Annotated in this window: 27 protein-coding genes; 5 read left to right on the top strand and 22 right to left on the bottom strand. The window is 65.0% G+C overall.

Annotation, left to right across the window (positions count from 1 at the left end):
* Nucleotides 1–53: 53 nt before the first annotated feature.
* Entirely contained in the window at nucleotides 54–743 is a 690-nt protein-coding gene (locus tag P9273_RS19565; RefSeq protein ID WP_278050376.1) for an SDR family NAD(P)-dependent oxidoreductase, read from the bottom strand.
* A 187-nt stretch (nucleotides 744–930) separates the two neighbouring features.
* On the opposite strand from P9273_RS19565, the gene P9273_RS19560 reads away from it, so the two are divergent.
* The gene (locus tag P9273_RS19560; protein ID WP_278050375.1) at nucleotides 931–2,046 is read left to right on the top strand and encodes an anhydro-N-acetylmuramic acid kinase; all 1,116 of its coding nucleotides are present in this window, start codon (nucleotides 931–933) and stop codon (nucleotides 2,044–2,046) included.
* Here the strand turns inward: P9273_RS19560 and P9273_RS19555 are convergent.
* Together P9273_RS19555 and P9273_RS19550 are read right to left on the bottom strand one after the other, a co-directional pair.
* The gene (locus tag P9273_RS19555) at nucleotides 2,043–2,465 is read right to left on the bottom strand and encodes a GNAT family N-acetyltransferase (RefSeq protein WP_278050374.1); all 423 of its coding nucleotides are present in this window, start codon (nucleotides 2,463–2,465) and stop codon (nucleotides 2,043–2,045) included. The two genes, P9273_RS19560 and P9273_RS19555, sit on opposite strands and share 4 nt — an antisense overlap.
* 95 nt (nucleotides 2,466–2,560) lie before the next feature.
* Nucleotides 2,561–3,745: an MFS transporter gene (locus P9273_RS19550; RefSeq protein WP_278050373.1), complete on the bottom strand. Its 1,185-nt coding sequence runs from the start codon at nucleotides 3,743–3,745 to the stop codon at nucleotides 2,561–2,563.
* Between the two features lie 48 nt (nucleotides 3,746–3,793).
* Between P9273_RS19550 and P9273_RS19545 the strand changes: the two genes are divergently transcribed.
* The gene (locus tag P9273_RS19545; RefSeq protein ID WP_278050372.1) at nucleotides 3,794–4,333 is read left to right on the top strand and encodes an Lrp/AsnC family transcriptional regulator; all 540 of its coding nucleotides are present in this window, start codon (nucleotides 3,794–3,796) and stop codon (nucleotides 4,331–4,333) included.
* Here the strand turns inward: P9273_RS19545 and P9273_RS19540 are convergent.
* Together P9273_RS19540 and P9273_RS19535 are read right to left on the bottom strand one after the other, a co-directional pair.
* Nucleotides 4,330–4,833 carry a hypothetical protein gene (locus tag P9273_RS19540; RefSeq protein ID WP_278050371.1) on the bottom strand — a complete coding sequence of 168 codons (504 nt, stop codon included), beginning with the start codon at nucleotides 4,831–4,833 and terminating at the stop codon, nucleotides 4,330–4,332. The genes P9273_RS19545 and P9273_RS19540 overlap by 4 nt on opposite strands.
* A gap of 71 nt (nucleotides 4,834–4,904) precedes the next feature.
* Nucleotides 4,905–5,732, bottom strand: a complete 828-nt coding sequence (locus P9273_RS19535; RefSeq protein WP_278050370.1) for a class I SAM-dependent methyltransferase — start codon at nucleotides 5,730–5,732, stop codon at nucleotides 4,905–4,907.
* An 85-nt stretch (nucleotides 5,733–5,817) separates the two neighbouring features.
* Between P9273_RS19535 and P9273_RS19530 the strand changes: the two genes are divergently transcribed.
* Complete coding sequence (locus tag P9273_RS19530; protein WP_278050369.1) at nucleotides 5,818–6,732, top strand: LysR family transcriptional regulator; 915 nt, start codon at nucleotides 5,818–5,820, stop codon at nucleotides 6,730–6,732.
* A gap of 76 nt (nucleotides 6,733–6,808) precedes the next feature.
* Here P9273_RS19530 and P9273_RS19525 read toward each other — a convergent pair whose 3' ends face one another.
* Nucleotides 6,809–7,648 carry a helix-turn-helix transcriptional regulator gene (locus P9273_RS19525; protein WP_278050368.1) on the bottom strand — a complete coding sequence of 280 codons (840 nt, stop codon included), beginning with the start codon at nucleotides 7,646–7,648 and terminating at the stop codon, nucleotides 6,809–6,811.
* Between the two features lie 99 nt (nucleotides 7,649–7,747).
* On the opposite strand from P9273_RS19525, the gene P9273_RS19520 reads away from it, so the two are divergent.
* On the top strand, nucleotides 7,748–8,650 hold the full coding sequence (locus P9273_RS19520) for an SDR family oxidoreductase (RefSeq protein WP_278050367.1): 903 nt from the start codon (nucleotides 7,748–7,750) through the stop codon (nucleotides 8,648–8,650).
* A gap of 45 nt (nucleotides 8,651–8,695) precedes the next feature.
* On the opposite strand, the gene P9273_RS19515 is transcribed toward P9273_RS19520, so the two are convergent.
* The 8 genes from P9273_RS19515 to P9273_RS19480 form a co-directional block, all read right to left on the bottom strand.
* Nucleotides 8,696–9,403, bottom strand: a complete 708-nt coding sequence (locus tag P9273_RS19515) for a GntR family transcriptional regulator (RefSeq protein WP_278050366.1) — start codon at nucleotides 9,401–9,403, stop codon at nucleotides 8,696–8,698.
* Between the two features lie 114 nt (nucleotides 9,404–9,517).
* Nucleotides 9,518–10,249 (bottom strand): aspartate/glutamate racemase family protein, encoded by a 732-nt coding sequence (locus P9273_RS19510; protein ID WP_278050365.1) that lies wholly within the window; start codon nucleotides 10,247–10,249, stop codon nucleotides 9,518–9,520.
* Nucleotides 10,250–10,258: 9 nt separating this feature from the next.
* A complete protein-coding gene (locus tag P9273_RS19505; protein WP_278050364.1) occupies nucleotides 10,259–10,981 on the bottom strand; it encodes an ABC transporter ATP-binding protein in 723 nt (240 codons plus the stop codon).
* Nucleotides 10,978–11,757, bottom strand: a complete 780-nt coding sequence (locus P9273_RS19500) for an ABC transporter ATP-binding protein (RefSeq protein ID WP_278050363.1) — start codon at nucleotides 11,755–11,757, stop codon at nucleotides 10,978–10,980. Before P9273_RS19500 ends, P9273_RS19505 begins: the two co-directional genes overlap by 4 nt.
* Nucleotides 11,758–11,760: 3 nt before the next feature.
* Nucleotides 11,761–12,738, bottom strand: a complete 978-nt coding sequence (locus P9273_RS19495) for a branched-chain amino acid ABC transporter permease (protein ID WP_278050362.1) — start codon at nucleotides 12,736–12,738, stop codon at nucleotides 11,761–11,763.
* 7 nt (nucleotides 12,739–12,745) lie between these two features.
* On the bottom strand, nucleotides 12,746–13,612 hold the full coding sequence (locus P9273_RS19490) for a branched-chain amino acid ABC transporter permease (protein WP_278050361.1): 867 nt from the start codon (nucleotides 13,610–13,612) through the stop codon (nucleotides 12,746–12,748).
* Between the two features lie 78 nt (nucleotides 13,613–13,690).
* A complete protein-coding gene (locus P9273_RS19485; RefSeq protein ID WP_278050360.1) occupies nucleotides 13,691–14,893 on the bottom strand; it encodes an ABC transporter substrate-binding protein in 1,203 nt (400 codons plus the stop codon).
* Between the two features lie 274 nt (nucleotides 14,894–15,167).
* The gene (locus tag P9273_RS19480) at nucleotides 15,168–15,437 is read right to left on the bottom strand and encodes a hypothetical protein (protein WP_278050359.1); all 270 of its coding nucleotides are present in this window, start codon (nucleotides 15,435–15,437) and stop codon (nucleotides 15,168–15,170) included.
* Nucleotides 15,438–15,729: 292 nt separating this feature from the next.
* Here P9273_RS19480 and P9273_RS19475 point away from each other — a divergent pair, with 292 nt between their 5' ends.
* A complete protein-coding gene (locus tag P9273_RS19475; protein WP_278050358.1) occupies nucleotides 15,730–17,226 on the top strand; it encodes an HAL/PAL/TAL family ammonia-lyase in 1,497 nt (498 codons plus the stop codon).
* A 66-nt stretch (nucleotides 17,227–17,292) separates the two neighbouring features.
* On the opposite strand, the gene P9273_RS19470 is transcribed toward P9273_RS19475, so the two are convergent.
* The 8 genes from P9273_RS19470 to P9273_RS19435 form a co-directional block, all read right to left on the bottom strand.
* Nucleotides 17,293–18,060 carry an SDR family NAD(P)-dependent oxidoreductase gene (locus tag P9273_RS19470; protein ID WP_278050357.1) on the bottom strand — a complete coding sequence of 256 codons (768 nt, stop codon included), beginning with the start codon at nucleotides 18,058–18,060 and terminating at the stop codon, nucleotides 17,293–17,295.
* Nucleotides 18,057–19,022: a carbohydrate kinase family protein gene (locus tag P9273_RS19465; protein ID WP_278050356.1), complete on the bottom strand. Its 966-nt coding sequence runs from the start codon at nucleotides 19,020–19,022 to the stop codon at nucleotides 18,057–18,059. The genes P9273_RS19470 and P9273_RS19465 overlap by 4 nt, the downstream gene beginning before the upstream one ends.
* 21 nt (nucleotides 19,023–19,043) lie before the next feature.
* Nucleotides 19,044–20,030, bottom strand: coding sequence for an ABC transporter permease (locus tag P9273_RS19460; protein WP_278050355.1), 987 nt, complete (start codon nucleotides 20,028–20,030; stop codon nucleotides 19,044–19,046).
* Nucleotides 20,027–21,058 carry an ABC transporter permease gene (locus P9273_RS19455; RefSeq protein WP_278050354.1) on the bottom strand — a complete coding sequence of 344 codons (1,032 nt, stop codon included), beginning with the start codon at nucleotides 21,056–21,058 and terminating at the stop codon, nucleotides 20,027–20,029. Before P9273_RS19455 ends, P9273_RS19460 begins: the two co-directional genes overlap by 4 nt.
* Nucleotides 21,055–22,581, bottom strand: a complete 1,527-nt coding sequence (locus tag P9273_RS19450) for a sugar ABC transporter ATP-binding protein (RefSeq protein WP_278050353.1) — start codon at nucleotides 22,579–22,581, stop codon at nucleotides 21,055–21,057. Before P9273_RS19450 ends, P9273_RS19455 begins: the two co-directional genes overlap by 4 nt.
* Before the next feature lie 69 nt (nucleotides 22,582–22,650).
* A complete protein-coding gene (locus P9273_RS19445) occupies nucleotides 22,651–23,652 on the bottom strand; it encodes a sugar ABC transporter substrate-binding protein (RefSeq protein WP_278050352.1) in 1,002 nt (333 codons plus the stop codon).
* A 68-nt stretch (nucleotides 23,653–23,720) separates the two neighbouring features.
* Nucleotides 23,721–24,380 (bottom strand): L-fuculose-phosphate aldolase, encoded by a 660-nt coding sequence (locus tag P9273_RS19440; protein ID WP_278050351.1) that lies wholly within the window; start codon nucleotides 24,378–24,380, stop codon nucleotides 23,721–23,723.
* Between the two features lie 27 nt (nucleotides 24,381–24,407).
* The gene (locus tag P9273_RS19435; protein ID WP_278050350.1) at nucleotides 24,408–25,184 is read right to left on the bottom strand and encodes an SDR family NAD(P)-dependent oxidoreductase; all 777 of its coding nucleotides are present in this window, start codon (nucleotides 25,182–25,184) and stop codon (nucleotides 24,408–24,410) included.
* Nucleotides 25,185–25,338 lie beyond the last annotated feature (154 nt).

The following is a 25,338-nucleotide window of genomic DNA, read 5'->3' as shown; positions in this document are numbered from 1 at the left end:
AAATAACCAACTCGCGGCCGGGCGCGTTGTTCTGCGGTTCGCGCCATGAGTCGTCAGAACGTCTCAACCCAGGGCCTCAGCTCGACTTCGAAGCTCCAGGCGCTGCGGTGCTGGCGATGGACGGCGAGATAGGTCTCGGCGATCGCGTCGGGTGAGAGGCGACGATCCGGCCGGTCAGGCTCGGTCGCTTGTCCGGCCGGCTCGATCTGGCCGTCGATGATGAAATGCGCGACGTGAATGTTCTTCGGCGCGAGCTCGCGCGCCATCGATTGCGCCAGCCCGCGCAGACCGAATTTCGGCATGGCGAAACCGGCCGAGCCGGAGAAGCCCTTGAGGCTTGCCGTGGCGCCGGTGAACAAGATCGAGCCGGAGCCGCGCGCAAGAAGCCGGCGCGCCGCCTGCTGGCCGACCAGGAAGCCGCCATAGGCGCCGACAAGCAGGGCTTGCTTGACCGCTTCCGCGTCGAGTTCGGCGATCGGGCCGCGCGTGCGGCCGCTGGCGTTGAAGACGGCGATTTCGAGTGGACCGGCCTTGTCGACCGTCTCGAAAAGCCGCTCGACGGAGGCCGCGTCCGACACGTCGGTTTCGACGGCCAGCGCGCCGGTTTCCTTGACCAGCGTGGCCAGTTTGTCGACGTTGCGCGCGGCAAGGACGACGCCGAAACCCGCTCTGGCGAGAAGCCGCGCCAGCGAGGCGCTTAAGCCGGAGCCGGCGCCCGCGATCACTGCGACTTTGGCTGCCATGGCGTTTCCTCCTTGAGAGCTCGATACCCGGTCCGCAGGCTCGCGCCTTCGGCGGCAAGAGGCAAGAACGTGGTTGCTCGATTTTCGCCATTTGGCCCAAAAGGCCGCCTGGACGGGCACGGTGAAAGACTTGCCTGCTGCGCCGATCCGTCCGACACGTGGTTGAACGACGATTCGAGGGACGACCATGGAACCAATCTGGGCCGTCGGCCTGATGACCGGCACGGTGCTCGACGGCAATATCGACGTGGCGCTGATCAAGACGGACGGCGAGCGCATCGCCGACACCGGCACATACACGCTGGCTCCTTACCCCCAGTCGATCCGCGCGTTGCTCGAAGAGACGCTGCGCCAGGCGCGCGCCTGGAATTTCGAGCGACCGGAACCGGCGATCTTCCGCGAAGCTGAAGAGGCGCTGACGCGTGCGCAATCGGCGGCGGTCAAGGATCTCGTCGAAAGCCAGGGCATGAGCATGGCCGATATCGGCATCGTCGGTTTCCACGGCCAGACCGTGCTGCATCGCGCCCCGCAGCCTGGCAAGATCGGAAGGACTCGCCAGCTCGGCGATGGCGAGCTGATGGCTTCGCTGCTCGGAACCAAAGTCGCCTATGATTTCCGCTCGGCCGATGTCGCGGCCGGCGGGCAAGGCGCGCCTCTGGCCGCCGCCTATCATGCGGCGCTGCTGAAAGAAGCCGACCCGAGCGGCGACACCGCCGTGCTCAATCTCGGCGGCGTCGGCAACATTACCTGGTGGGACGGCGAGGACAATATCGTCGCCTTCGACACCGGTCCGGCCAATGCGCCGGTCAATGATTTCATCAAGGCGAAGGGCCTCGGCGAGATGGACCGCGACGGCAGGCTGGCGGCCGCCGGCAAGGTCGACGAAGAACGGCTCGCCGGGCTCTTGCAGCATCCGTATCTGACGAAGCCCTATCCGAAATCGCTCGACCGCTTCGACTTCACCGCAGCGATGGCCGACGGGCTGAATGCCGAGGACGGCGCGGCGACGCTGACGGCCTTCACGGTCTCGGCCGTCGGCAAGGCGCTCGACCTGTTGCCGCGCCGGCCGAAGCGGCTCGCGGTCAGCGGCGGCGGCCGCCACAACCCGACGATGATGGCGATGCTGGAAAGCCGCGCCGGCGTCCAAGTGGTGCAGGCCGAGACGCTTGGCTGGAAGGGCGACGCGGTGGAAGCGGAGTGCTTTGCTTTCCTCGCCGTGCGCGTGCTGCGCGGCCTGCCGATCAGCTTTCCAAGCACCACCGGCGCGCCAGAGCCGATGCGCGGCGGAAAGCTCGCCGGTTAAGCCAACCTCTTCTGCAGGAAGACACGGCGGCGGCCGACCGGGAAATCCGGCAGCTCGCCGAAAGGCTTGTAGCCCTGGCGCTCGTAGACCTTCTTAGCGGTTGGATTGAAAGTGTCGATCCAGGCGCCGTGGCAGCCGCGCGCGATAGCCTCCCGTTCGGCGGCGTCGAGCATGCCGGCGGCAACGCCTCTTCCGCGCAGCCTGTCGTCGACCCATAGCCACTGCACATAAAGCCAGCCCCAGGCGGTATAGCCGGAAATGCCGGCGACGATGACGCCGGTTTCGTCGCGTACGAAAACGGCCAGCGACTTTCGGCCCGACCCGCCGACATCGGCATCGTTGAAGGCGGAGAGGCTCCCGCCCAGGAGAGCGAGATCCTGCGGCAAAGGCTCGGCGGTGACTTCAAGGCTCGTCTTCATCGGCTGCGACTCCGGTTCGCAAGCCAGCCTTAGAGCAATTCCAGGGAAAGTGCGAAACGGTATTGCGGCCGCAAGCGAAGAGTGAGGCAGAGCCGTTACCGGGGGCCGACCGGCCGCCATGCCGCGGCGCCGGCCGCCACCAACATCAGACCGGCTGCGATCAGCGCACAATTGGCGAAGCCGAGACTCGTATAGAGCGGGCCGAAGCCTGCCGTGCCGACGGTGACGGCGAGATAGGTGACCGCGCTATTCAGGCCCATGATGGTGCCGCGCCGCGACGGGTCGAGCGCAGTGAGCCGCATGACCAGCACGTTCAGCCCGAAATGGTTGGCGAGGCCCCAGATGGCGATCGTCGCGATGAGCAGGCCGAAGCCGCCGCTCGCCAGCGCGATCGCGACATAGACGGCGGCGACCAACAGATAGGCGAAGGGCATGACACGGCGGGCGCCGAGGCGGTCGATGACGCCATCGAGCAAAGCGGCCGCGCCGAAGCCGAGGCCGTAGGCGACCGCCGCTAGGCCGTTGGCGCTGACCGTCTCGCCGAGGGCTTCGTGGAGATGATCGCCGAGATAGCCGTAGACGCCGTAGAAGGCGGTCATGAAGGCGCCGCAGGCAATGAGCAGCGGGACGATGCCGGGAACGGCGAGCGCGCCGAGCGGCGACGGCGCGGGACCGCTTCTTCTGGCGTCGTGCATTGAGCTCATCGCTACGCCGGCAACGGCCGCGCCAGCAAGCAACGCCACAGCCGCGAAGACAGCGCGCCAGTGGATGAGATCGGCGAGGACCGCCGACAACGAGACGCCGGCGACCATGGAAAGCGTCCAGCCGGTCAGCACGACGCCGATGGTGCCGCTTTCGCGGCCGGGCGGCGCAATCGCGGCCGAGCTGGCATAGATCGCCGGCATGGCAATGCCTGCCGCAACGCCGGCGACGAGTTGGGCGGCCACCAAGATCGTCACCGTCGGTGCCAGGGAGCTGGCGACCAGCGCCAAAGCCAGCAACAGCAATGCGCCCTGCAGCATGCGGCGCGCGCCGATCCGGTCGATGTAGCGGGCAAGGAAGAGCGCGCTGGCCGACGTGCCAAGGCCGAAGGCGGCGGCAGCCGTCATCACCGCCGGCACGCTGGCGCCGAAGGATGCCGCGACGGCGGGCGCTATCGGGCCCAGAACCAGCGAGTTGGAGCCGATGACGGCGATGCAGCCCGTCAGCAGATAGGCGGCGGCCGGGATTGGCGCGCGGGGCGCCGCGGTCATGATTGCTGATTGATTGCCGTTCGACATATCATCATAATGGCCGAATTGAATTCCGCAGCAATGGAGAATTTCAATATGGACGCAGAAACAGATGACATTCAGCGGAACAAGCAACCGGCCCGCGAGATCGACCCCGTCGACCGAAAGATATTAGGCGTTCTCGTCGAGGACGCGACCATCAGCTATGCCGAGCTCGGCGAATGCGTCGGCCTGTCGCCGCCGGCGGCGCATGAGCGGGTCAAGCGGCTGAAGCGCAGCGGCGCCATCCGCGCCACATCGGCGATCATCGATCCGAGGGCGGTGAAGAAGCCGCTGCTTGCCTTCGTGCATATCGACACCAGGGGCTGGGGCAAGACGCCGGAGCTGATGGCGGTCTCCAAATATCCGGAGGTCGAGGAGATCCACACGGTCGCCGGCGACACCTGCATGCTGCTCAAGGTGCGCACCGAGGATACGCGGGCATTGGAGGGCCTGCTGGCCCGCCTCTACGATACGCCCGGCGTGACCTCGACGCGCAGCTATGTCGTGCTGTCGACCTATCTCGAGCGGCCGGTGCAGCCGGAAATCACGAGCGAATGGCCGGCGCCCAAGCACATGGCGACGCCCATGTATTAGGTCGCTGCCAGCTGATGGCGCCTTGAACGCGCCAGCAGACAGAACGCCGCGGCATGCGTGATCATCAAGAGCGGCACGTAGAGGATCGGGATCGCGTAAGTCGCGCCCAATTGTCCGGCCTGTCCCGGAAGGTCGAGCATGACGCCATGGTAGTAGTCGCCGACAAGGTCGACCACGCCCACGACATTGAAGGCGACGATGAGCGGCCAGAAGATCGCGGGCCTTGTCACCGCAAGCAGCGCCAGCATGGCGAGCAGGCCGGTGGCGAAATCGCCATAGGCGGCGAAGCTTGCGAAGCCAGGAGCAAGGTCGGAGCCGACCACGCCCGGGATAAGAAAAACGAGCCCGAAGAAGCGGAAGCTGTGCAGCATGGCGATGGCGCGCTGCGCCTCGATCGGCTCCATCGACTTCAGCCTTGGCCAGATATAGGCCGCGAAGAAAAGCAGCCAGGGCACATAGCCGAGCGCAAGGTGGATGTTGAAGATTACCGCTGGTGACATCTTCGCCTCCTATCAATGTTAGTTTTCGCAATTCCGGACGGAAAACCGCTGAACACTTTTCCTGGAACTGCTCAGTTGACGGGAACGGCTTCGAACACCGCCGTCAGAATGCCCAGCCGTCCCTCCATCAGATTGCGCCCAAGCTTGGTGGCGAGATCGGCAAAGCCCTGCCCCATGACGACGCCGAGATTGAGCGTAGGCGGCGGGCCGGAGGCGCGGAGCTCGGCGAACCAGGCCTTGGCTATGGCCGTGTCGTCGCGGCGAACGAGCATGCCGAAGCCGGCGGCCTCGATTGCCTCGCAGGTCGCTTCCGCCGTCAACAGGAAGCTTTCGCCCGGCGTCTTCGCCCACGGCACGGGATAGAGCGGATCGCCACCATTCAGCACGACGTCGAAAGTGGCGAATTTTCCGCCCGGCTTCAAAACGCGCCTGATCTCGCGGTAGAGCAGCGGCCGGTCGGCGATGTTCATCGCCACATGCTGCAACAGCGCGGCATCGAACCGGCCGTCTTCGAAAGGCAGCGCCAGCGCACTGCCGGTTTCGAACGACACTTGGCCGTCCTGCCCGGTTCGCGCGGTCAGATAGCGCGCCGCCTCGACGAAGGATTCACTGAGATCGACGCCCACCACCTCGCAACCATGGGTCTCGGCAAGAAACCGGGCAGGCCCGCCGACGCCAGATCCGACGTCGAGCACCGACATGTCGGCAGCGATGGCGGCCAGATTGGCGAGCTCAGCCGTCGCCGCCAGTCCGCGGGTGTGGAACTGGTCGAGGGTCGCGAGCTGTTCAGGCTTCAGCCGCTGTTGCTCAGGTCCAAACACCGCCAATGCGGTCTTCAATCGATCGGCGAGGCCGGTCGCGCGATAGTGATCGCGCACGCGGTCGAGTTCATCGGTCATTTCAACTTCCCTTCAGGCTTCCACAGTCACGGAAGAAATACGGCCGCTTTCTGCCGACAACTATCCGCGATAATGTCGACGGGTCATGAAGCAGAACTTCACAGTCAGGCATGGCGCGCTGGACGGCGTAGAAGCCTTCCTGAGCGTCGCGAGGCACCGCAATTTCCGCAAGGCTGCGGCAGAGCTTGCCGTCACCCCGTCAGCGATCAGCCAAGCGATACGCACACTGGAGGCGCGCATCGGTGCTGCGCTCTTCATCCGCACGACGCGCAGCGTCGGCCTCACCGAAGCCGGAGAGCGCTTTTTCGCGCGCGCCCGGCCGGCCTTCGAGGAGTTGATCGCCGCAAGCGAGATCGCGCGCGGGATGGGCCAACGGCCGGCGGGGCTGTTGCGGCTTTCGGTGCCGCCGGCCGTGGTGCCGATCCTGCTGGAGCCGATGATCGCCTCCTTCTGCCAGGCCTATCCCGAGATCGAACTGGAGATCGTCGCTAGCGGCGAGCTGGCCGATCTTGCCGCGGCAGGGTTCGACGCCGGCATCCGCATGGGCGATCTGATCGCGCCCGACATGGTCGCGGTTCGCCTGACGCCCTCCTTTCCGATGGTGGTCGTCGGCAGTCCGGATTATCTGCGCCGGCGCGCGGCGCCCGAGCGCATCGAGGACCTGCGCGACCATGCCTGCCTGCGCCTGCGCCGCTCGAACGGTTCGGTCGCGCCCTGGTCCTTTGTCGACGGCAACAAGACCGTCGAGGCAGTCGTGTCGGGACCGCTGATCGCGCATGACTACCCGTCGCTGCTCGGGGGGGCGATCCAGGGTGTCGGGCTGGCCCAGGTGCCAAGCCCGATCGCCGAAGCGCCGATCGCCGACGGTCGCCTGCAGGCGCTGCTCGGCCGTTTCGCGGTGACAACGCCGGGGGTATTTCTCTACTATCCGGAAAGGCACCAGGTGCTGCCGAAGCTGCGAGCCTTCATCGACCACATCAGGGCGTCGGGGCGGCGTTGAGGCTTCGCCGAGCCGATCGGATGGATGGCGATCTCAGACCTGACGCATCATCGTCGGGCCTCCTGGCACCAGCGCCCTACATCTTCGCGTACCGGGACTCGATCAAGGATTGGATGCGTTCGGCGTCCGCGCGTGTGACGGGATTGTAGACGATCATGCCGAGCTCCGGACGGCCATCGACAGCGAAGACCGAGAACTCCAGCTCGATCAGCCCGATCTCGGGATGCCGCAGACGCTTCACGCCTTCGCCATGCGCCGCGACGATGTCGTTGTCGCGCCACAGCGCCTCGAATTCCGGACTGATCCGGCAAAGCTCTTCGACGAGCTGGGTGATTTCCGCGCCTGCGCCTGCCCGGGTGGCATCCGCCCTGAAGGATCCGACCACGAAACGCGCGACGCTCTGCCAATCGTCCTGCGCGTCGCGCACGCGGGGATTGCCGAACATGAGCCGAAGGATGTTGCGCTGCTCGCGCGGCAGCTTGGAATAGTCGGTCAGCATCGCGGCCGCGGCGCGATTCCAGGCCACCACATCCCATGTCGCGGTCTTGATGATCGCCGGGCTGGGGTCCAAGGCGTCGAGGACGCGCTGCAGGCGCGGCGTCACGCTGTCGACGCTTTTGTACCGGACTTCCGGCGGTCGCCCGAGCCCCAGCATGAACAGATGCTCGCGTTCGGGCTCGGTCAACATCAGCCCGGTCGCGATGCGGTTCAGCACATCGGCGGACGGCGCGCCGCCCCGCCCCTGCTCCAGCCAGGTATACCAGGTCGGGCTGATATTGGCGCGCTGCGCCACCTCTTCACGGCGCAGCCCTTGCGTGCGCCGCCGTCCCGTGGGGAAGCCGAAGGCGGCGGGATCGAGGCGCATACGGCGATCGCGAAGGAAGGTGCCAAGCTTGTTGGTCGTCTCGATCGGCATCGCGATCCTGTTGAGTATTATCCCATGATAAAGTCACTACTTTAACAGAATGAGTTGTAGCGCAAATAAGGCCTCCGAACAACCACAGGAGGACCTCCCATGCGTGTATTCCTTACCGGCGCGACCGGCTTCATCGGTTCCAGGATCTTGCCTGAGCTTCTTGCCGCCGGCCATCAGGTGCTCGGCCTGACCCGCTCCGAAGCCGGCGCGCGTTCGCTTGCCGGCGCCGGCGCCGAGCCCCATCGCGGCGATATCGAAGATCTCGACAGCCTGCGCGACGGCGTGGCGAAATCGGATGCGGTGATCCACACCGCCTTCGACCACAATTTCGCGAATTTCCTCGCGAATTGCGAGAAGGACAAACGCGTCATCGAAGCGCTGGGAGGGGCGCTCGCCGGCTCGGACCGGCTGCTCATCATCACGTCGGGTGTGGGCATGGGCTCGGCCGAACACGGACAGCCGGCGAGAGAAGATGTTTTCAACACCGACCACCCCAATCCTCGTATCCTGTCCGAGCTTGCCGGTGCGGCAATGGCCGAGAAAGGCGTCAAAGTATCGGTGGTGCGGCTGCCGCAGGTGCATGACACGGTGAAGCAGGGCCTGATCACACCGCTGATCGCGCAGACGCGCGCCAAGGGCGTGTCGGCCTATATCGGGGAAGGCCGCAACCGGTGGTCGGCGGCGCATGTGCTCGATGTCGCCAAGCTCTACCGTCTGGCGCTGGACAAGCAGGAAGCCGGCGTGCGCTACAACGCCGTTGCCGAGGAAGGCATCGCCATGCGCGCCATCGCGGAAGTGATCGGCGCCGGCCTCGACGTGCCGGTGGTCTCCCTGTCGCAGGAGGAGGCTGCAGACCATTTCGGATGGCTCGCCATGTTCGCCGGACTCGACATGCCGGCGTCGAGCGAATGGACGCGTGCGCATCTCGGCTGGCAGCCGACCGGACCCGGCCTCATCGCCGATCTGGAGCGGATGGATTATTCGCAGGCGGCCGCGGCCTAGCCGGGTCCTCCGGCGGTTCGGCGACCGGCTGGACCGCCGTCTGCTCTAGGCGCGCAGCAGATCCGCCAGGCTGTCGGACTTCTCGACTTTGTCGGTGAGATCCAGCCCCGACAGCAGGTCGACCAGATGGCTGTTCATCAGGGCGGCCGCGTTGCCGCTGTCGCCGGCCTCGATCGCATCGACCAGCGCATGATGGGCGTGCTTCTCGCAGGTCGCGTCACGGCGCTTCCAGTAGAGTGCGATGATCAGCGAGGAGTGCGAGACGAGGTCGCGCACGAAATTGGTGAACACCGAATGCGCGGCGATCTCGGCGATGCCGACATGGAAGCGCGCCGACAGCATGATGGCGTCGCTGTCGCGGCCGTCATGCAGCGCCTCATGCTCCTTCTCCAGGTGTGACCGCAATTGCACAATGTCCGACGGCACCGCCGCCCTGGCGGCGAGCGCGGCCACCTTGGGTTCGATCAGCGCCCTCGCCTCGAACACTTCGCGCGCCTCGATCTTCGATGGTTGCGCGACGAAGGCGCCTCGGTTGGGCTCCAGCCGTGCCAGCCGGTCGTGCGCAAGTGCCTGCAGGGCGGCGCGAACGACGGTGCGGCTCACCGAATAGATCGAGGCCAACTCGTCTTCCGGCAGCTTGGTGCCCGGCGCGAGACGGTGGCTGACGATGGCGTCCCTCAAGCCATAATAGATCGGCGACCAGCGTGCCGCCGGCTTGTCTTCTCGATCGTCTTCCCTGAGTACCGTCAACATGCTCTTCAACGCGCAGGCGCAGCCCGCCTGATTTGCCTCCATTGGTAGAGGTCGGTTCAATCTAATATGGCTTGCGCGGCGGTCAATCCCGGCAGCCGGCCCTACACGACTGTCTCAGTCGGCCGGCGACAGCGGGGCGAACATGCCGGCGAACCGCTTGCCGCGCGGCGCGGCATAGCCGCCGATCTTCGACGTCCTCAAGCCGACCTTGCACAGGCTCTCGGCCAGCGTGACGGCGCAGACGACCCCATCGAGTACCGGAATGCCGTGCTCCTCGGATAGGCTGTGCGCAAGATCGGCCATCCCGGCGCAGCCGAGCACGATCGCCTCGGCATGGTCCTCGCTTATGGCGCGCGCGATCTCTTGCGATATCCTGTGCCTGGCATTCGAGCCCGGACGTTCGAGCTCGAGCACGGCGACCTCCGAGGAACGCACCCTGGCGCAGCGCGAGGCGAGACCGTATTTCGCGAGGTTGTGCTCGATCGCGGGCACCGAGCGGGCAAGCGTGGTGACGACGCTGAACTTGCCGGCGACAAGGCTGGCCATATGGAACGCGGCCTCGCCGATGCCGATGACCGGGGCTTCGCTCGCGCAGCGCGCGGCGTCGAGCCCGGTGTCGTCGAAACAGGCAATCACATAGGCATCGGCCGCCGGCACCTTGCCCATCTCGGCGATGATGCCCGGCACGGCGAAGACCTCGTCGAAATAGCCTTCGATGCTGGGCGGGCCATCGACCGGATTGACGGCGATGACTTCGGTGCCCGGCGACGCAACGCTTTGCGCCGCCTCGCCGATCTTGGCGGTCATCGAGGCGGTCGTGTTGGGGTTGATGACGAGTATGCGCATTGAAATGCCTCAGATCTCGCCGCCGAGATAAAGACGCTTGACCCTGTCGTCGGTCAGCAATTCGGCGGAGTTGCCGCTCAGCGCGACACTGCCGGTGGTCAGCGCATAGGCGCGCTGCGAGATGCGCAGCGCCATGCGCGAATTCTGCTCGACCAGCAGCACGCTGACCTTCTTGTCGCGGTTGATGGCGACGATGGAGCGGGCGATGTCCTGGACGAGTTTCGGCGCGACACCTAGCGAGGGCTCGTCGAGCAGCAGCAGCTTCGGCTTCGCCATCAGCGCGCGACCGATGACCAGCATCTGCTGCTCGCCGCCGCTCATCGTGCCCGCGGCCTGCGAGAAGCGCTCTTTCAGCCGGGGGAAGCGTCCCAGCACCATCTCCATCGACGCGGCGATCTCGGCTTTGCTGGAGCGCGTGAAGGCGCCCATCAACAGGTTGTCCCTGACCGACATATAGGGGAAGACGCGGCGTCCCTCCGGCACCATGGCGATGCCCATCTTGACGATCTCGTCGGGGGCGGCGGCGTCGATCCGATTGCCATTATAGTGGATCTCGCCGGACCTGATCCTGTTCAGGCCTGTGATGGCGCGAAGGATCGACGATTTGCCGGCGCCGTTTGCGCCGATCAGCGCGACGGTCTCGCCTTCGTTGACCTCGAGCGAGACGCCTTTCAGCGCATAGACGTGGTCGTAGTAGAGCTCGACATTGGCGAAGTTCAGGATCTGGTTCATAGGCCGATCGCCTCGTTTTCGCTGCCGAGATAGGCTTCGATGACCTTCTCGTTCGCCTGGATTTCGGACGGCGTTCCCTCGGCGATCTTCTGCCCGAAATTGAGGACCACAATGCGGTCCGAGATCTTCATCACGGCCGGCATGTCGTGCTCGACGAGCAGGATGGTGAGGCCAAGATCGCGCAGGCGCCGCACCATCGCCACCATGCGCATCGTTTCCTCGTGGTTCATGCCGGCGAAGGGCTCGTCGAGCAGCAGGATCGAAGGGTTGGTGGCCAGGCCGATGGCGATGCCCAGCGCCCGCAAATGGCCGTGTGGCAGGTTGCGGGCCCTCTCGCCGGCGAGCGAGGAGAGGCCGAGCAGCGCCAGGATCTCATCGGCCGATTGCCCGAAGGCCGCTTCGTCGGCTTTCGCCGCGCCCGTGCCGATGAAGAAGCCGAGGAGGCTCGCCGTCGAGCGCAGGTGATGCGCGATGACGACATTGTCGCGCACGCTCATATTCTTGAAGATCGTCGTTTCTTGGAAGGTGCGCACGACCCCCTTACGCGCGGCGATATGCGGCGCCATGCCTGAGATACGTTCGCCCTTCAGGCGCACCTCGCCCGCTGTCGGCGTGAGGAACGACGAGATCAGCTTGAACAAAGTCGACTTGCCGGCGCCGTTCGGACCGATCACCGACAGGATCTCCTTCTCGCGCACCGAGAAGGACACGTTGTTGACCGCAACTAGACCGCCGAAGCGCTTTGTCAGGACGGAGACTTCGAGCATTTCGGCCATGGCTCAAGCCTTCTTCCGGGTTTCGGCAAGGCTGAGCAGGCCGTTGGGCAGCACCAGCATCAGGACGATCATCAGGCCGGAATAGATGAGGAGCTGGAACTCGCCGGTCTGGAACAGAAGGTCCCAGCCGAAATAGAGCACCAGCGTGCCGAGCATCGGACCGAACACGTAACCCAGGCCGCCGAGGAAGCAGTTCAGCATGAAGTTGACGGAATCGGTGACCGTAAAGCTCGACGGATAGATCGACTGCGAGATGGCGGCAAAGATGGCGCCGGCCACGCCGCCGAAGAAGGACGACACGGCATAGGCGATGATGCGCAAATAGGCGATGTTGACGCCGATCGAGGAAGCAAGCTCCTCATTCTGCTGCAGCGACTGGCAAAGCTTGCCGATGCGTGAATGGACCAGCCGGTACATCACTGCGAAGCAGACCACCATCAGCGTGACCGCCAGCAGATAGAAGGCGAGCCGCGAATTCTGCAGCGTGGCGAAATCCGGAATGATCGTCAGGCCGAAGATCGACAGCGCGCCGGGCAGCGGAATGCTGACGATGCCCTTGGCGCCGTTGGTGATCGGCAGCGCCAGCGCGAGCAGCCGCGCCACCTCGGTGAGCACCAGCGTGACCATGGCGAAATAAACGCCGCGCAGGCGCAGGATCGGCAGGCCGATCAGCACGCTCGCAGCGGCGCAGAACAGTCCGGCCACCGGCAAGGTCCACCAGAACGACCAGCCATAGTTCATCACCAATATGGCCGAGACATAGCCGCCCATCAGCGCATAGGCGCCCTGGCCGATGTTGATGCGGCCGATATAGAAGGTCAGCCATACGCCGGCGCTGGCGATGCTGAGCAGGGCCACGGAGGTCAGCGTGTAATAGAGGTCGAAGCGGCCGCTTGCCGAGATCGCGGCCGGCACGGCGACGAAGACGATGGCCAGGAAGGCCACGACCGACGCGATTTTCATGTTGCGATTGTAGGTCATGGCGCCATCAACCCCACGGCTTGCCCATCAGCCCGTTGGGGCGGATTGACAGGAACACCATCAGGGCGGCGAAGATGACGAGATAGGTGACGTCGCCATATTCGCGCAGCGCGGTGAGGCCGACCGACTCCATCATGCCGAGGATGAAGCCGCCGGCGATCGCACCGCCGACGACGCCGGCGCCGCCGATCATCACCATGAGGAAGGCCTTGATCGAGATCGGCCCGCCGATGCCGGAATTGACGCCGGTGATGGTGACCAGCAGCCCGCCGACGACACCCGCGAGCATGGCGCCCATGGCGAAGCCGATCATCGAATAGCGGTCGACGCGGACGCCCATCAGCTGGGCGGCGACGCGGTCCTGGGCGAGCGCGCGCATGGCGCGGCCGACCCGGCTGTACTGCATGTAGAGCACGAAGGCGGCGATGAAGACGATCGCCAGCGCGCCGACGACGATGCGATCGTAAGGCATGATGATGCCGGCGTCGTTGAAGACGCCCTTGACGATCTTGGGAACGCCGCGCTGCTTTTCGCCGAACAGAAGCAGGATGACGGCGTCGAAGAAGAAGGCGGTCGCGGCGGCGAGCAGCATGGTGCTTTCCTCGCGATGGCTGCGCCTGATGACGGTGCGGAAGAGGAATTTCTCCATCAGCGCGCCGATGACGGCGAGCGTGATGCCGGAGGCGAGCAGCGCGACCACGAAAGGCAGGCCGAGTTGGCCGTAGACCGTGTAGGTGATGAACCCGCCCAGCACATACATCTGGCCGTGGGCGAAATTGAGCACGTTCATCAGGGCGAAGATCAGGGTAAGGCCCAGCGCGATCAGTGCGTACTGGGCACCGAGATACAATCCGTTGGCGATGACCTGTTCCATGGATACCTTCGATCTGCCGCGGGGGCCGGCCTATCGGCCCCCGCGGCAAGCTGGAGGAAATGACGCCCGAAGGTAACGCTAGTCGACGGAGCCGACGAACAGGGTCTGGAAGGCGCCGTCCTTATATTCGTTGACCACCATCGGCACCGAAAGCTGACGCTTCTGGCCGAAGGACGTCATGCCGACATAGCTGAGCTTGGCGTCGCCCTTCAGGAAGGGATTGGGCGCCGAGAAAGTGTCCATCGTCTTCTTGAATTCGGCGACGTCATTGATGGCCGCCGGGTTCGCCTTCAAGGTCTCGATGATGTATTCGAGCGCATAAACTTTGGTGTTGGACTCGTCGTTATACTCGCCGAACATCTTGGTGTAGCGGGTGACGAATTCCTTCATCGCGTCCGAGGCGATTTCCGGCGTGGAGGCGCCGCCGACGGAGATGAAGCCGTTGGCGTATTCGCCCGCGCCCTCTTCCAGGACCTTGGCGTCCTGCGCGGTTTCGGTCGAGATCAGGCCTTCATAGCCGAGCTCGCGGGCGGCGCGGATGAGCAGCGGCGCGTTGGCCGGCGCCACGCCGGACAGGACGAGCAGGTCGGGCTTCAAGGCAACGATCGGCGTCAGCACCGGCGTGAAGTCGCGGGTGTCGTTCTGGTAGGTGTCGTTCTGGGCGACGATCTCCAGGCCCAGAGCCTTTGCCGCCTCGACGCCGCTGTCGCGCTGGCTGAGCGGATCGGATTCATTGGCCGCGACAAAGGCGATCTTCTTCACACCTTTGTTTTCCTTGAGGTATTTGTAGATCGCCGGACCGGACTGGTAGTTGGCGATCATGCCGAGCACGGCATTGGAGGCCGGCTTCTGGTAGAGCGCTTTGGGGAAGGCGTAGGGGAAATAGATGATGCCGTTGGCCTCGGCGACGGGGCGCACCGCAGCGGCGCCGTCATCGACATTCGGCCCGACGACATAGTGGATGCCTTCCTGCGCCATCTTCTCCATGCCGGCGATGGCGCGCTTAGGGTCCTTCTGGTCGTCGAAGGTGACGATGTTGATGTTGTAGGTGTCGTTGCCGATCTTGACGCCACCGGTTTCGTTGATCCAGGCGGCGCGGGTCTGCATCGAGCGCACATTCGACGTACCCCAGGCGGCGGCGGGGCCGCTGGTAACGCCGACGAAGCCAATCTTCAGTTCCTTGTTGTCAGCCTGCGCGGACGAAATGCCGAGAGCGGCAAGCGCGAGGGTCGAGACGGCGCCAAGCGCCATTGATTTCAGAGTCGAGCGACGGTCGATCATAGCTTCAGTTCCCCTTGGTTATCGCGCTTTGTGCTTTGCTCGTAGGCTGCGCGTATAGCGCAAGGGAAACCCACCGCGACAGATTGTCAACATCTTTCTTTATTATTGTATACAATATTTGGATGGAACGTGTGCGACCGCTCCACCGACCATAGCAAAGGTGGCTGCGGTCCGGCCAACGACAACCATCCCAGCGACCTCGAAAGTTCGCAGGGATCGTAGCAGCAGAGGCGTCGAGGCTTATCGAAACCGGCCCCGAACGCCGCCAGGAATCCTATTTCCCGCAATAGCGATCGTTGATGTCGTTCACCGCATTCGCGTCCGGTCCGACGCGGTGATAGGCGCAGGCGCCCGCCGCCGTGGTGGCCATCTGCTGGTCGTAGTAGCGCGGACCCCCGAACAGCGTCTCGATAATGTCGTCGCTGGCCGGAACGTAACGCTCCCGTTCGACAACGCGGTAGCGATGTTCGCCGGCGGCAGCGGGCCCTGCCATCGCGGCTGCCGCGGCAAGCATGAGCGCGGCGATCGCATAATATTTCGTCATGAACGGCAACCTTTCTGGCAATTGGACCTGCAGCATATCCAAAATCGCCAGCGGAGCAAAAGTTCCGCAGCTGCTTTCATCCCAGCTAAATGCAGATGCCGCAGCTTGGCGGGATTGCGCATGACATAGATCGCCATGATCCTGCCGTCCTCGTTGTCGAGGGCCGTGCCGCTATCCGGATCGCCGAACAATAACGGCAATCGTGACGGCGGATTTTCGACAATGGCCGGCTCCGATGCCGGATATCCTGCATTCGTCGGCCGCCATTCCCGGAGGCCCAAGGAATAGCCCGATGACAGCCAGAGTGATCGTCCTCGACGCCAAGCCGCTGGGCACGGAAGATGTCGCCGAGATCGCGCGGCGCAATGCACGGCTCGTGCTCGGCGAGGAAGCCTTGCGCCGCATCCGCGCCAGCCGCGCCCTGCTCGAGCATCTCACCCAGCTCGGCAGGCCGCTCTACGGCGTCACAACCGGACTTGGCGCATGTGTCGACACGCCGCTCGCCGAGGCCGATCTTATCGCCTTCCAGCACAGCGTGCCGCTCAGCCACTCCATGGGCGCCGGTCCGTCGCTGCCGACCGAGGCGGTACGGGCGCTGATGGTGGCGCGCATCTGCGGCATGGCGGCGGGCGGCACCGGCACCTCCGAAGGCGTGGTGCTCGGCCTCCTCGCCGCGCTCAACGCCGGGGTCCATCCGGTCATTCCGAGCTGGGGATCGGTGGGGGCCGCGGATCTCGCGCCGCTGGGACATCTGGCGCGGGCGCTGCGCGGCGACGGCGACAGCGAATATCAGGGCAGGATCATGCCCTCGGCCGAAGCGCTCAAGCTCGCAGGGCTCGAACCGCTCGACCTGCGCGAAAAGGACGGCCACGCCATCATCGTCGCCAACAGCCTTTCGACCGGAACGGCGTGCCTGGCACTCGAAGAAGTCGCGTGCCTGATCGACTGGTCGTTGGCGGCGGTGGCGCTGAACTACGAGGCATTCCGCTCTTCGCTCAAGGCCATCGACGAGGATGCGCTGGCGGCGCGGCCGGCCTTCGGCCAATGCGAGATAGGCGCAAGGCTGCGAGCCGAGCTTTCGGGAAGCGGGTTGTGGCAGGACAACGCCGCGCGACGCCTGCAGGATCCGCTCAGTTTTCGCTGTGTGCCGCAAGTGTGGGGCGGCCTGCTCCATGCTTATGAGCAGGCGAAGCTCGCGACCGAGATCGAGCTTGGCCATTCCGGCGACAATCCGGTCATCCTGCCCGAGGCCGAACGGGTCGTCTCCAACGGCAATTTCGACCTCACCGCCTTCACGCTGACCTGGGAGAATCTCGGCCAGGCGCTGGCCCACTGCGCGGTCGGCACCGCCAACCGCTCGATGAAGCTGATGTCGCCGACGGTGGCGGAGCTGCCGCGCTTCCTGTCGGCCAGAGGCGGCAGCCGCCAGGGCTATGCGGAACTGCAGAAGCCGGTCGCCGCGCTCGAAGCGGAAATCCGGCACCTTGCCAATCCGATGTCGCTCAGCCCTCTAGCCATCTCGGACGGCGTCGAGGACCAGTCGTCGATGGCGCCGCGCGTGGTGGCCAAGACGGCTGGAATCATCGAGCGGCTGCGTTATCTGGTGGCGATGGAACTGATCTTCGCCGCGACCGGCGTGGAACTGCGCGGCGTGCTGGACAGCATGGGCGAAGGACCGCGGCGCAGCTACGATGCCGTGCGGGCGCTGGTCGCCCCGCTCGACGACGACCGCGAGATGAGCGCCGACATGGCTCGCGTCGCGCGCATGGTGGCGGGGCCGCGCCTGTAGCGGGCCAAGAGCCCCCTCAACAATCGCAGCACTGCTCGGCGTGGCCCCGTTCGGGATACCCGGGCGTCAGTGGTAGTAGATACCGCCGTCGACGTTGAGCGCCTGGCCGGTGACGAAGGCAGAGAGGTCGGAGGCGAAGAACAGCACCGGGCCGACGATGTCTTCCGGCGCGCCGAGGCGCTTCAGCGCGGCGACGTCCTCCCAATGGCGGATCGCGGCTTCGCTGCCCAGATTGTTCTTGCCCATCTCCGTCAGGATGATGCCGGGGCAGATCGCGTTGACGGTGACGCCATCCATGCCGACCTCCTGCGCCAGCACGCGGGTGAGCGTGATCACCACCGCCTTGGTCGCGGCATAGTGGCCCTGCGTCGGCACCCCTTGCCGGCCGGCGATCGAGGCGATGTTGATCACCCTGCCCGACTTCTTCGCGCGCATATGAGGCAGCACCGCCTGGCACATCATCAGCACGCCCTTGGCGTTGACGTCGAAATGCGCGTCCCAATTGGCCTCGTCGAGGTCCTGGAGCAGGCTGGGCTTCAGGATGCCGGCATTGTTGACCAGCACGTCGATGCCGCCTGCCGCTTCAAGCAGCGCCTGCGCGGTCGCCTCGATCTCCTTCTTCTTGCTGACGTCCATCGTGTAGACATAGGCCTTGCGGCCGGCCGCCTCGATCTCGCCCTTGGTCACGTCGAGCTCGGCCGCCTGCGAGGGAAGATCGGTGATGGCGACATCGAAGCCCGCTTCGGCGAGCCCCTTCGCGAGCGCCCTGCCGATGCCGCGGCTCGCGCCGGTGACGAGGGCCGTCTTGCCCTTGGCCTCAGGAAGAATGGTCATGCTGCTTCCACCTTTGATGTCTTGACCGGAAGCGAGTTCATCGCCGCAACCGTGTCTTCGAATGAAACGAGTTTGCCATCGGAGCCGAGCCCCATCGCCACCTTGGCGGCGACCGCGCTGGCAAAGCGCGCGGACTGCTTCAGGTCCCAGCCTTTGACGATGCCGACGATGATGCCGGCGGTGAAGGAGTCGCCGCAGCCCGTGGTGTCGAACACCTCGACATCGAAGGCTGGCAGATGGAAATCCTCGCCATGTTCGGGCGAGACATAGACGCCGCCGGCACCGAGCGTCAGGATGCAATTCTTCACGCCCCTCGCCTTGAAGAAAGCGGCGACGCGGGCCGGATCGCGGTCATGCGCCATCTCGCCGGCCTCGTCGATGCTCGGCACGAAATAGTCGATATAGGGCAGGCACGGCTCGACCAGTTTCCAGGTCTCCGGTGTCGCCTGGATGAGGTCGAAGGTGGTGACGCGGCCAAGCTCCTTGGCGCGCTTCAAGAGCTTGACGGTCGGCTCGCCGTCGAAGCGCTTCAACAGCCCGGTGCCGCCGACATGCACGACGGTCGCATCGAGCGCCGCGTCGAGATCGGTATCGGCGACATCGAACAAGGTGGCGGTGCCGGGCACATGCAAGGCGGGACGCTCGCCGTTCGGCCGCACCGGCAGAATGGTGGACGAGGTCTGGACGCTGCCGTCGCGGCGGACAAGGCTCGTCTCCAGCCCGTATTTCTTCAACTTGGCGAGGAACCAGTCACCCATGTCGTCGGTGCCGAGCGTGGTGACGGCGCGTGTCTTCAGGCCGAGTATGGCGCAGTCCATGCCGGTCGCGCCGGCCGTGCCGGCGACGGTCATGCGGATCTCCTCGATATAGTCGGCGCGGCCGCCTTCGGGGATGCGCGAGACCGGCCGTCCGAGGATGTCGAGGACGTAGAAGCCGATCGAGCTGACGTCGAATTGGGGCATGGCTGACTTAACCTTTCGAACTCAATGGGCGGCGCGGCGCAGGCCGAAGCTTGTGGCCAGCACCAGGAAGACGAGCACGCCGATGCCGACCTGCTGCCAGTAGAAGTTCCAGCCGACCAGCAGCAGCCCGTTCTTGACAATGGCGAGCAGCAGCACGCCGAGCAGCGTGCCGATAACCGATGGCTTGCGCTCACGGCTCAGCGTCGTGCCGATGAAGGTGGCGCCAATCGCGTCGAGCAGGAAGGCGTTGCCGGAGAGCGGCACGTAGGACTTCACCGTCGCCGACAGCAGGATGCCAGTGACGCCGGCGAGCAGCGCGCACAACACATGCACCATCGACAATTCGCGCGGCACGCGGATGCCGGAATACCAGGCCACGCCCGGCTGCGCGCCCATTGCCTGCACATAGCGGCCGAAGACGGAACGGTGCAGCAGGACATGAACCGCGACGACGAGCACGATCAGCACGATCACCGGCGTCGGTACGCCGAACAGAGCGGTGCGAGCGATCGCATTGAACTGGTCTGCTGCATAACCGCTGGTGAGATAGATCGGCTGGCCGCCGCTGGTGGCGAGCTGCTGTGTGCTCTGGCCGATGAAGAGTACGCCGAGCGTCGCCAGGAATGGGCTGATGTTGAGCCTGGTGATCAGGATCGCATTCAGCACGCCGACGATGAGAGCGGCGCCGAGCCCTCCCGCGACGCCGACCACGCCGCTGTAGCCGGCGGCCAGAAGCATGACGAAGATCATGCTTGCCATGTCGACGGACACGCCGACGGAGAGATCGATGCCGCCCGACGAGATGACGATTGTCAGCCCGAGCGCCACGATCGCCAGCATGACGACGTTGTTGACCAGCACGTTGAAGAGGTTAGCGGGCGTCAGGAAGGTCGGGGTCGCCACGGCAAAGAAGATGACGATGGCGGCGAAGGCGATAAGCACGCTGTATTTGGCGAGGAAGCCGCGCACGCTCACCTTGGCTGAATTGTCGTTGGCCGAGACGCTCATCGCGAACCCTCCGAACCGCGGGCAAAGGATGTGATAGCCACCACCAGCAGGATCAGCGCGCCCTGGACGCCGTTGACCCAATAGCTGGAGACGTTGAGCAGTTGGAAGCCGTTGGCCAAAAGGCCGATGAACAGCACGCTGAGCAGCGTGCCGCCCATGGTCGGCACGAAGCGGCGCGAGAAGACGGTGCCGAGCAGTGCCGCGGCAAGCACCGACAGAAGCAGCTCGCCGGAGCCGGGCGTGCTGGCCGACAGGCGCGAGACGGTGAGGATGCTCGCCGCCGCCGCGCAGAAACCGCTCAGCACATAGGTGAAGGACACGTAGAAGGGCACGCCGATGCCGGCTGCGCGGGCTGCTTCCGGATGGCCGCCGACCGCGTAGAGCCTGAGCCCGAACGAGGTGCCGTGAACGAGCACGATCATGATCGCCGAGAAGACGATCAGCCCCCAGGCCAGCGCGGAGATGCCGAGGAAGCTGCCCGACACCAAGACGCCGAGCAGCGGGGAGGACGCGCCGACCACCGTGTTCTGGGTGAGCGTGAGTTCCATGCCGGCAGCGACGTTGAGCACGGCAAGCGTTGCGAGCAGCGGCAGGATGCCAAGGCCGACCACGGCAAGGGCGTTCAGCGCGCCGACCGCCATGCCGACGGCAACCGCCGCGAGCACGGAAAGAATATCGCCATAGCCCATCGACAGAAGCGTGGCGTAGACCGCGGCGCAGAGCCCCATATTGGCGGCGATCGAAAGGTCTATGCCGCCTTCGGTGACATCGGAGCCGCCGCCGATGATGACGGCCGTCATGCCGTAGGCGAGCACGCCCAGGATCGCCGATTGCTCGACGACATTGATCAGGTTGAAGGTCGAGGTGAAGCCCGGCGCGAAGATGACGAAATAGGCCATGATCGCGGCGAAAGCGGCGATCGCGCCCAGCCGCACAACGAGCGCGCCAAAGCGGCGGCCGGCGCTTTTCGCCGCGGCCTGCTTCTCGTCGGAAACGCCGACTTCGGTGTGGAGAACGGTCGCGCTCATGCGGCTACTCCATCAACGTTCGAGCGCGCGCCGGATGAAGCCGCGAGCAGCGCGTCGCTGTTCATCGCAGGACCGGAGAAGCTGCCGGCGAGCCTTCCGCGATAGACGACCAGAACGCGGTCGCACACGCCGACCAGTTCGAGCAGATCGGAGGACAGAAGCAGGATCGCCGCGTCCTCGCCCGCAAGCCGATTCAGGAGATTGTATATCTCGACCTTGGCGCCGACATCGACGGCGACCGTCGGTTCATCCAGCACATAGACACGCGACTGGCAGCTCAGCCATTTGGCGATAGCCACCTTCTGCTGATTGCCGCCGGAGAGCTCGCGCACCAGCGCGTCGCGATGCGGCGTCTTGATCGACAGTTCCTTGATCAGGCTGTCCACCGCCTGGTTCTCAGCGCCACGGCTGACCATGCCAGTCCGCGAATAGCGGCGCAGGCTGGCCAGGGAAATGTTCTCGCGCACCGACAGCCCGAGCGCCACGCCGTGCGCGCGGCGGTCTTCCGGCAGCATGGCCATGCCATCGCGCACGGCCCTGACCGGCGTCGACAGCGACAGTTCCCTGCCCTCGACCTTGATCTGGCCGCCATCGGCGGTCTTGAGGCCGAACAGGCACTGGACGATCTCCTTGGCGCCGGAGCCCAACAGTCCAGTGAGGCCGACGATCTCGCCGGCGCGCACGTTGAAACCGATATTCTCGAAGCTGCCGGCAAGCCGCAGGTTGGAAACCTCCAGCACCGGCGAGCCCAGCGTGACCGAGCGCTTCGGGAACATCTCCGCGACATCGCGGGCGATCATCATCGCAATGATTTCGTCGATCCGCGTCTGGCGCGGATCGACCGTGCCGACATCGGTGCCGTTGCGCATCACGGTGACGCGGTCACAGAGCTTCTCGATCTCCTGCATGTAGTGGGAAATGAAGACCACGGCGATGCCGTCGTCGCGCAGCCGGCGCAGCACGTCGAACAGGCTGTCGACCTCGCGCTTGACCAGTGCCGCGGTCGGCTCGTCGAGCACCAGTACCGATGCTTTCTGCGCCAGCGCGCGAGTGATCTGCACCACCTTCTGCTGTGCCGTGGTCAGGTCTTTCACAAGAGTTCCGGCCGGCAGCTCCATGCCGAAGAAACGCTTCAGCAGGTCCGCGGCCTTGCGCTCCATGGCGCGGCGGCTGACGAACGGGCCGAGGCCGATTTCGTGGCCGAGGAAGACGGCTTCGCCGACGGTCGCGGTCGGCACCAAGAGCCTGTCCTGATGGATGAAGTGCACGCCGAGCTTCTCGACCGAAGCCGGCGTCAGCGCGCTGACGGTCTCGCCGTTGATGACGATCGAGCCGCTGTCCGGCTTGATAATGCCGGCCAGCACCTTGATGATGGTCGACTTGCCGGCGCCGTTCTGGCCGACAAGGCCGAGGATCGAACCGCGCGCGATCTCAAGATTCGCGTTCTCCAGCGCGCGCACCGGACCGAAGCGTTTCGATATGCCCGTCATCGATACAGCAATGTCACGCTTTGCTGTCTGCATAGCCGTCAATCCTGGTTGGATGTGACGGGCAGCCGCATAGGCGCGGCTGCCCCGTCGTTTCGTTCCGTCCTATTTAACGCCAGCCTTTTCGGCGGCGTCGAGGAACGGCTTTCCTTTTTCGGCGGCATTTTCCTTGTTGATCAGCACCGAAGGCACGAAAGTGAACGGCGGCACCTTCTGGCCGGCGAGATATTTAGCGACGTTGTCGACCGAGGTCTTGCCGATCTCATAAGGCTGCTGCGCCGCGACCGCGCCGGCCGACGACTTCGGGTCCATCACCATCTTGATGACTTCCGGGCTGCCGTCGATGCCGTAGGTCTTGACTTCGTTGCGACCGGCGGCTTCGACCGCCTGCGTGGCGCCGATCTGCGGCACGTCCCAGCAGGCCCAGACCGCGCCGATCGACCCCTTCTCGGGCGACTTGGTCAGCATGTCGGTGACGTTGGAATAGGCGCTCTGCACCGTGTTCGGGATGACGTCGCGCAGTTCCGGCTCGACGATCTTCACATCCGGGAACGAGGTCAGCACATATTTCAGCTGGTCGTAGCGGATCTTGCAGACCGGCACGCTGTAGAAGCCGTTGAAGACCAGCACATTGCCCTTGCCGCCCATGTCGGCGACCATCTGCAAGGCGATCTCGGCGCCGATATTGTAGTTGTTGGAAGTCGTGTTGTTGATGGCGTGCGGCGTCGCCGTATCGACCGTGAACAGCGGGATGCCGGCATCGCGGATCTTCTGCAGCCACGGGTTCAGCACTTCGAGATTGCCGAGCTGCTCGATGATGGCGTCAGGCTTCTGCGCGATCAGCGTCTGCAGCTGCGCGATCTGCTGCTGATCCTTGCGGCCGGCGTCGAGCGCGATGACTTCGCCGCCGAGCTCCTTGACGCGGTCCTGGATGCCTTTGAAGGCCATCAGGTCCCAATAGTGGTCGGTGCCGATGGCCGAGATGCCGATGCGCTTGCCCTTGAGCGAAAGCTCCTCTGCGGTCGCGCCGGAGACGGCGGCAAGGCTGCAAGCCGCCGCCAACCCCAAAGCGAGCGCCTTGACGAGGCCTTTCATGGATCTGGTCATTTTTCATTTCCTCCCTTGTTGATCGCTCCGGGCCTTCCCGGAGGATATGCGAAACCATGGTCCTCCGCTTAGGCGGCGGCCTCCTTGTCGCGCAGGCCGTAGCTCGCCATGCGCTTGATGACGTTTTCGATCTCCTCGTCGGACAGGATCGGCGGCTCGCCGATCTGCAGGGTGCCGTGATACTGGCGCGCCAGCGTCTCGACCTCGACCGCCAGCCACATCGCCTGGGCAAGGCTCGACCCGACGGCGATCATGCCGTGCTGGGCAAGCAGGCAGGCCTTGCGATCGCGCAACGCCTCCACGGCATGCGCCGAAAGCTCCGCCGTGCCGAAGGTGGCGTAGGGCGCGCAGCGTATGTCGCTGCCGCCGGCGACGGCGATCATGTAATGGATCGCCGGTATCTTCCTGCCCATGATAGCGATCGTCGTGCAATAGGTCGGATGCGCGTGGACGATGGCGTTGACCTCGGGCCGCGCCTTCATGATGTCGAGATGGAAGCGCCATTCGCTGGACGGCGGCAGGCGTCCGTCGACCTGGCCATCCCAGTCCATGAAGACGATGTCTTCCGGCTGCAGCGTGTCATAGGGCGTGCTGGTCGGCGAGATCAGCATGCCCTCGCCATGGCGCCGGCTGATGTTGCCGGATGTCCCCTGGTTGATGCCCAGCGCGTTCATCTCGATGCAGGCATCGATGATGGCCTGGCGCGCCTCACGGTCCGAAAGGGTCATGCGATATTCCAATCCTTGCGAGGCCAATTACCAGGCCGTGTAGCCGCCATCGATCGACAGGATCGCGCCGGTGACGTAGCTCGAGGCCGGCGACGCCAGGAACAGGATCGCCGAGGCGATCTCCTGCGGCGTGCCCAGCCGGCCCATCGGCGTCATGTCGATCCAGGTGTTGAAGAGTTCGGGACGCTCGCGCATCTTCAGCGTCATCTCGGTGCCGACATAGCCCGGCGCCAGGGCGTTGACGCGCACGCCCGATTTCGCCCATTCGACCGCGAGCGCCTTGGTCATCATGTGCACGGCGCCCTTGCTCACCATGTAGGACGGCGCGGTCTGCGGGCGGTTGATGATCAGGCCCGACATCGAGCCGAGATTGACGATCGAGCCCTTGTTGCGGGCGACCATCGAGCGGCCGAAGGCGCGCGAGGCCCAGTAGACGCCGTTGACGTTGACATCCATCACCAGGCGCCATTCCTCGTCAGGCGTGTCGAGCGCAGTGTTGAGGCGCGCGATGCCGGCGCTGTTGACCAGGACATCGACCTTGCCGAAATCGCTGACGACCTTAGCGGCCATCGCCTCGACGGCTTGCGGCTCGGTGACGTTCAACACGCGGCCATCGACGCTCGCGACGCCAGCGGCCTTGAGCGCTTCGGCAGCGGCTTTCAGCCCATCCGCATTCATGTCGAGCAAGACGATTCTCGCGCCGCAAGTTCCGAGCGCTTTGGCGGCCTCGTGACCGATGCCGCTGGCGCCGCCGGTGACGACGGCGACCTCGCCCGTCAGGTCGAATTGCGACCGGTAATCCATGCACGTCCTCCATCAGGACAGACTCCAGCGCGGGCAAAACTTCACCCTCGCCGCCGAAGCAGCGCCGCAAGCCGACCGGTCCTGATAATGCCTTCGGGGTCAGGCTCCTCCCGACCCCATGGCAGGGACGTTACAGAAGCTTCCGGGGCCCGTC

It is taken from the genome of Mesorhizobium sp. WSM4935 (genome assembly GCF_029625735.1).
Classification (GTDB): Bacteria; Pseudomonadota; Alphaproteobacteria; order Rhizobiales; family Rhizobiaceae; genus Mesorhizobium.
This window is presented reverse-complemented; position numbering and strand designations above follow the sequence as displayed.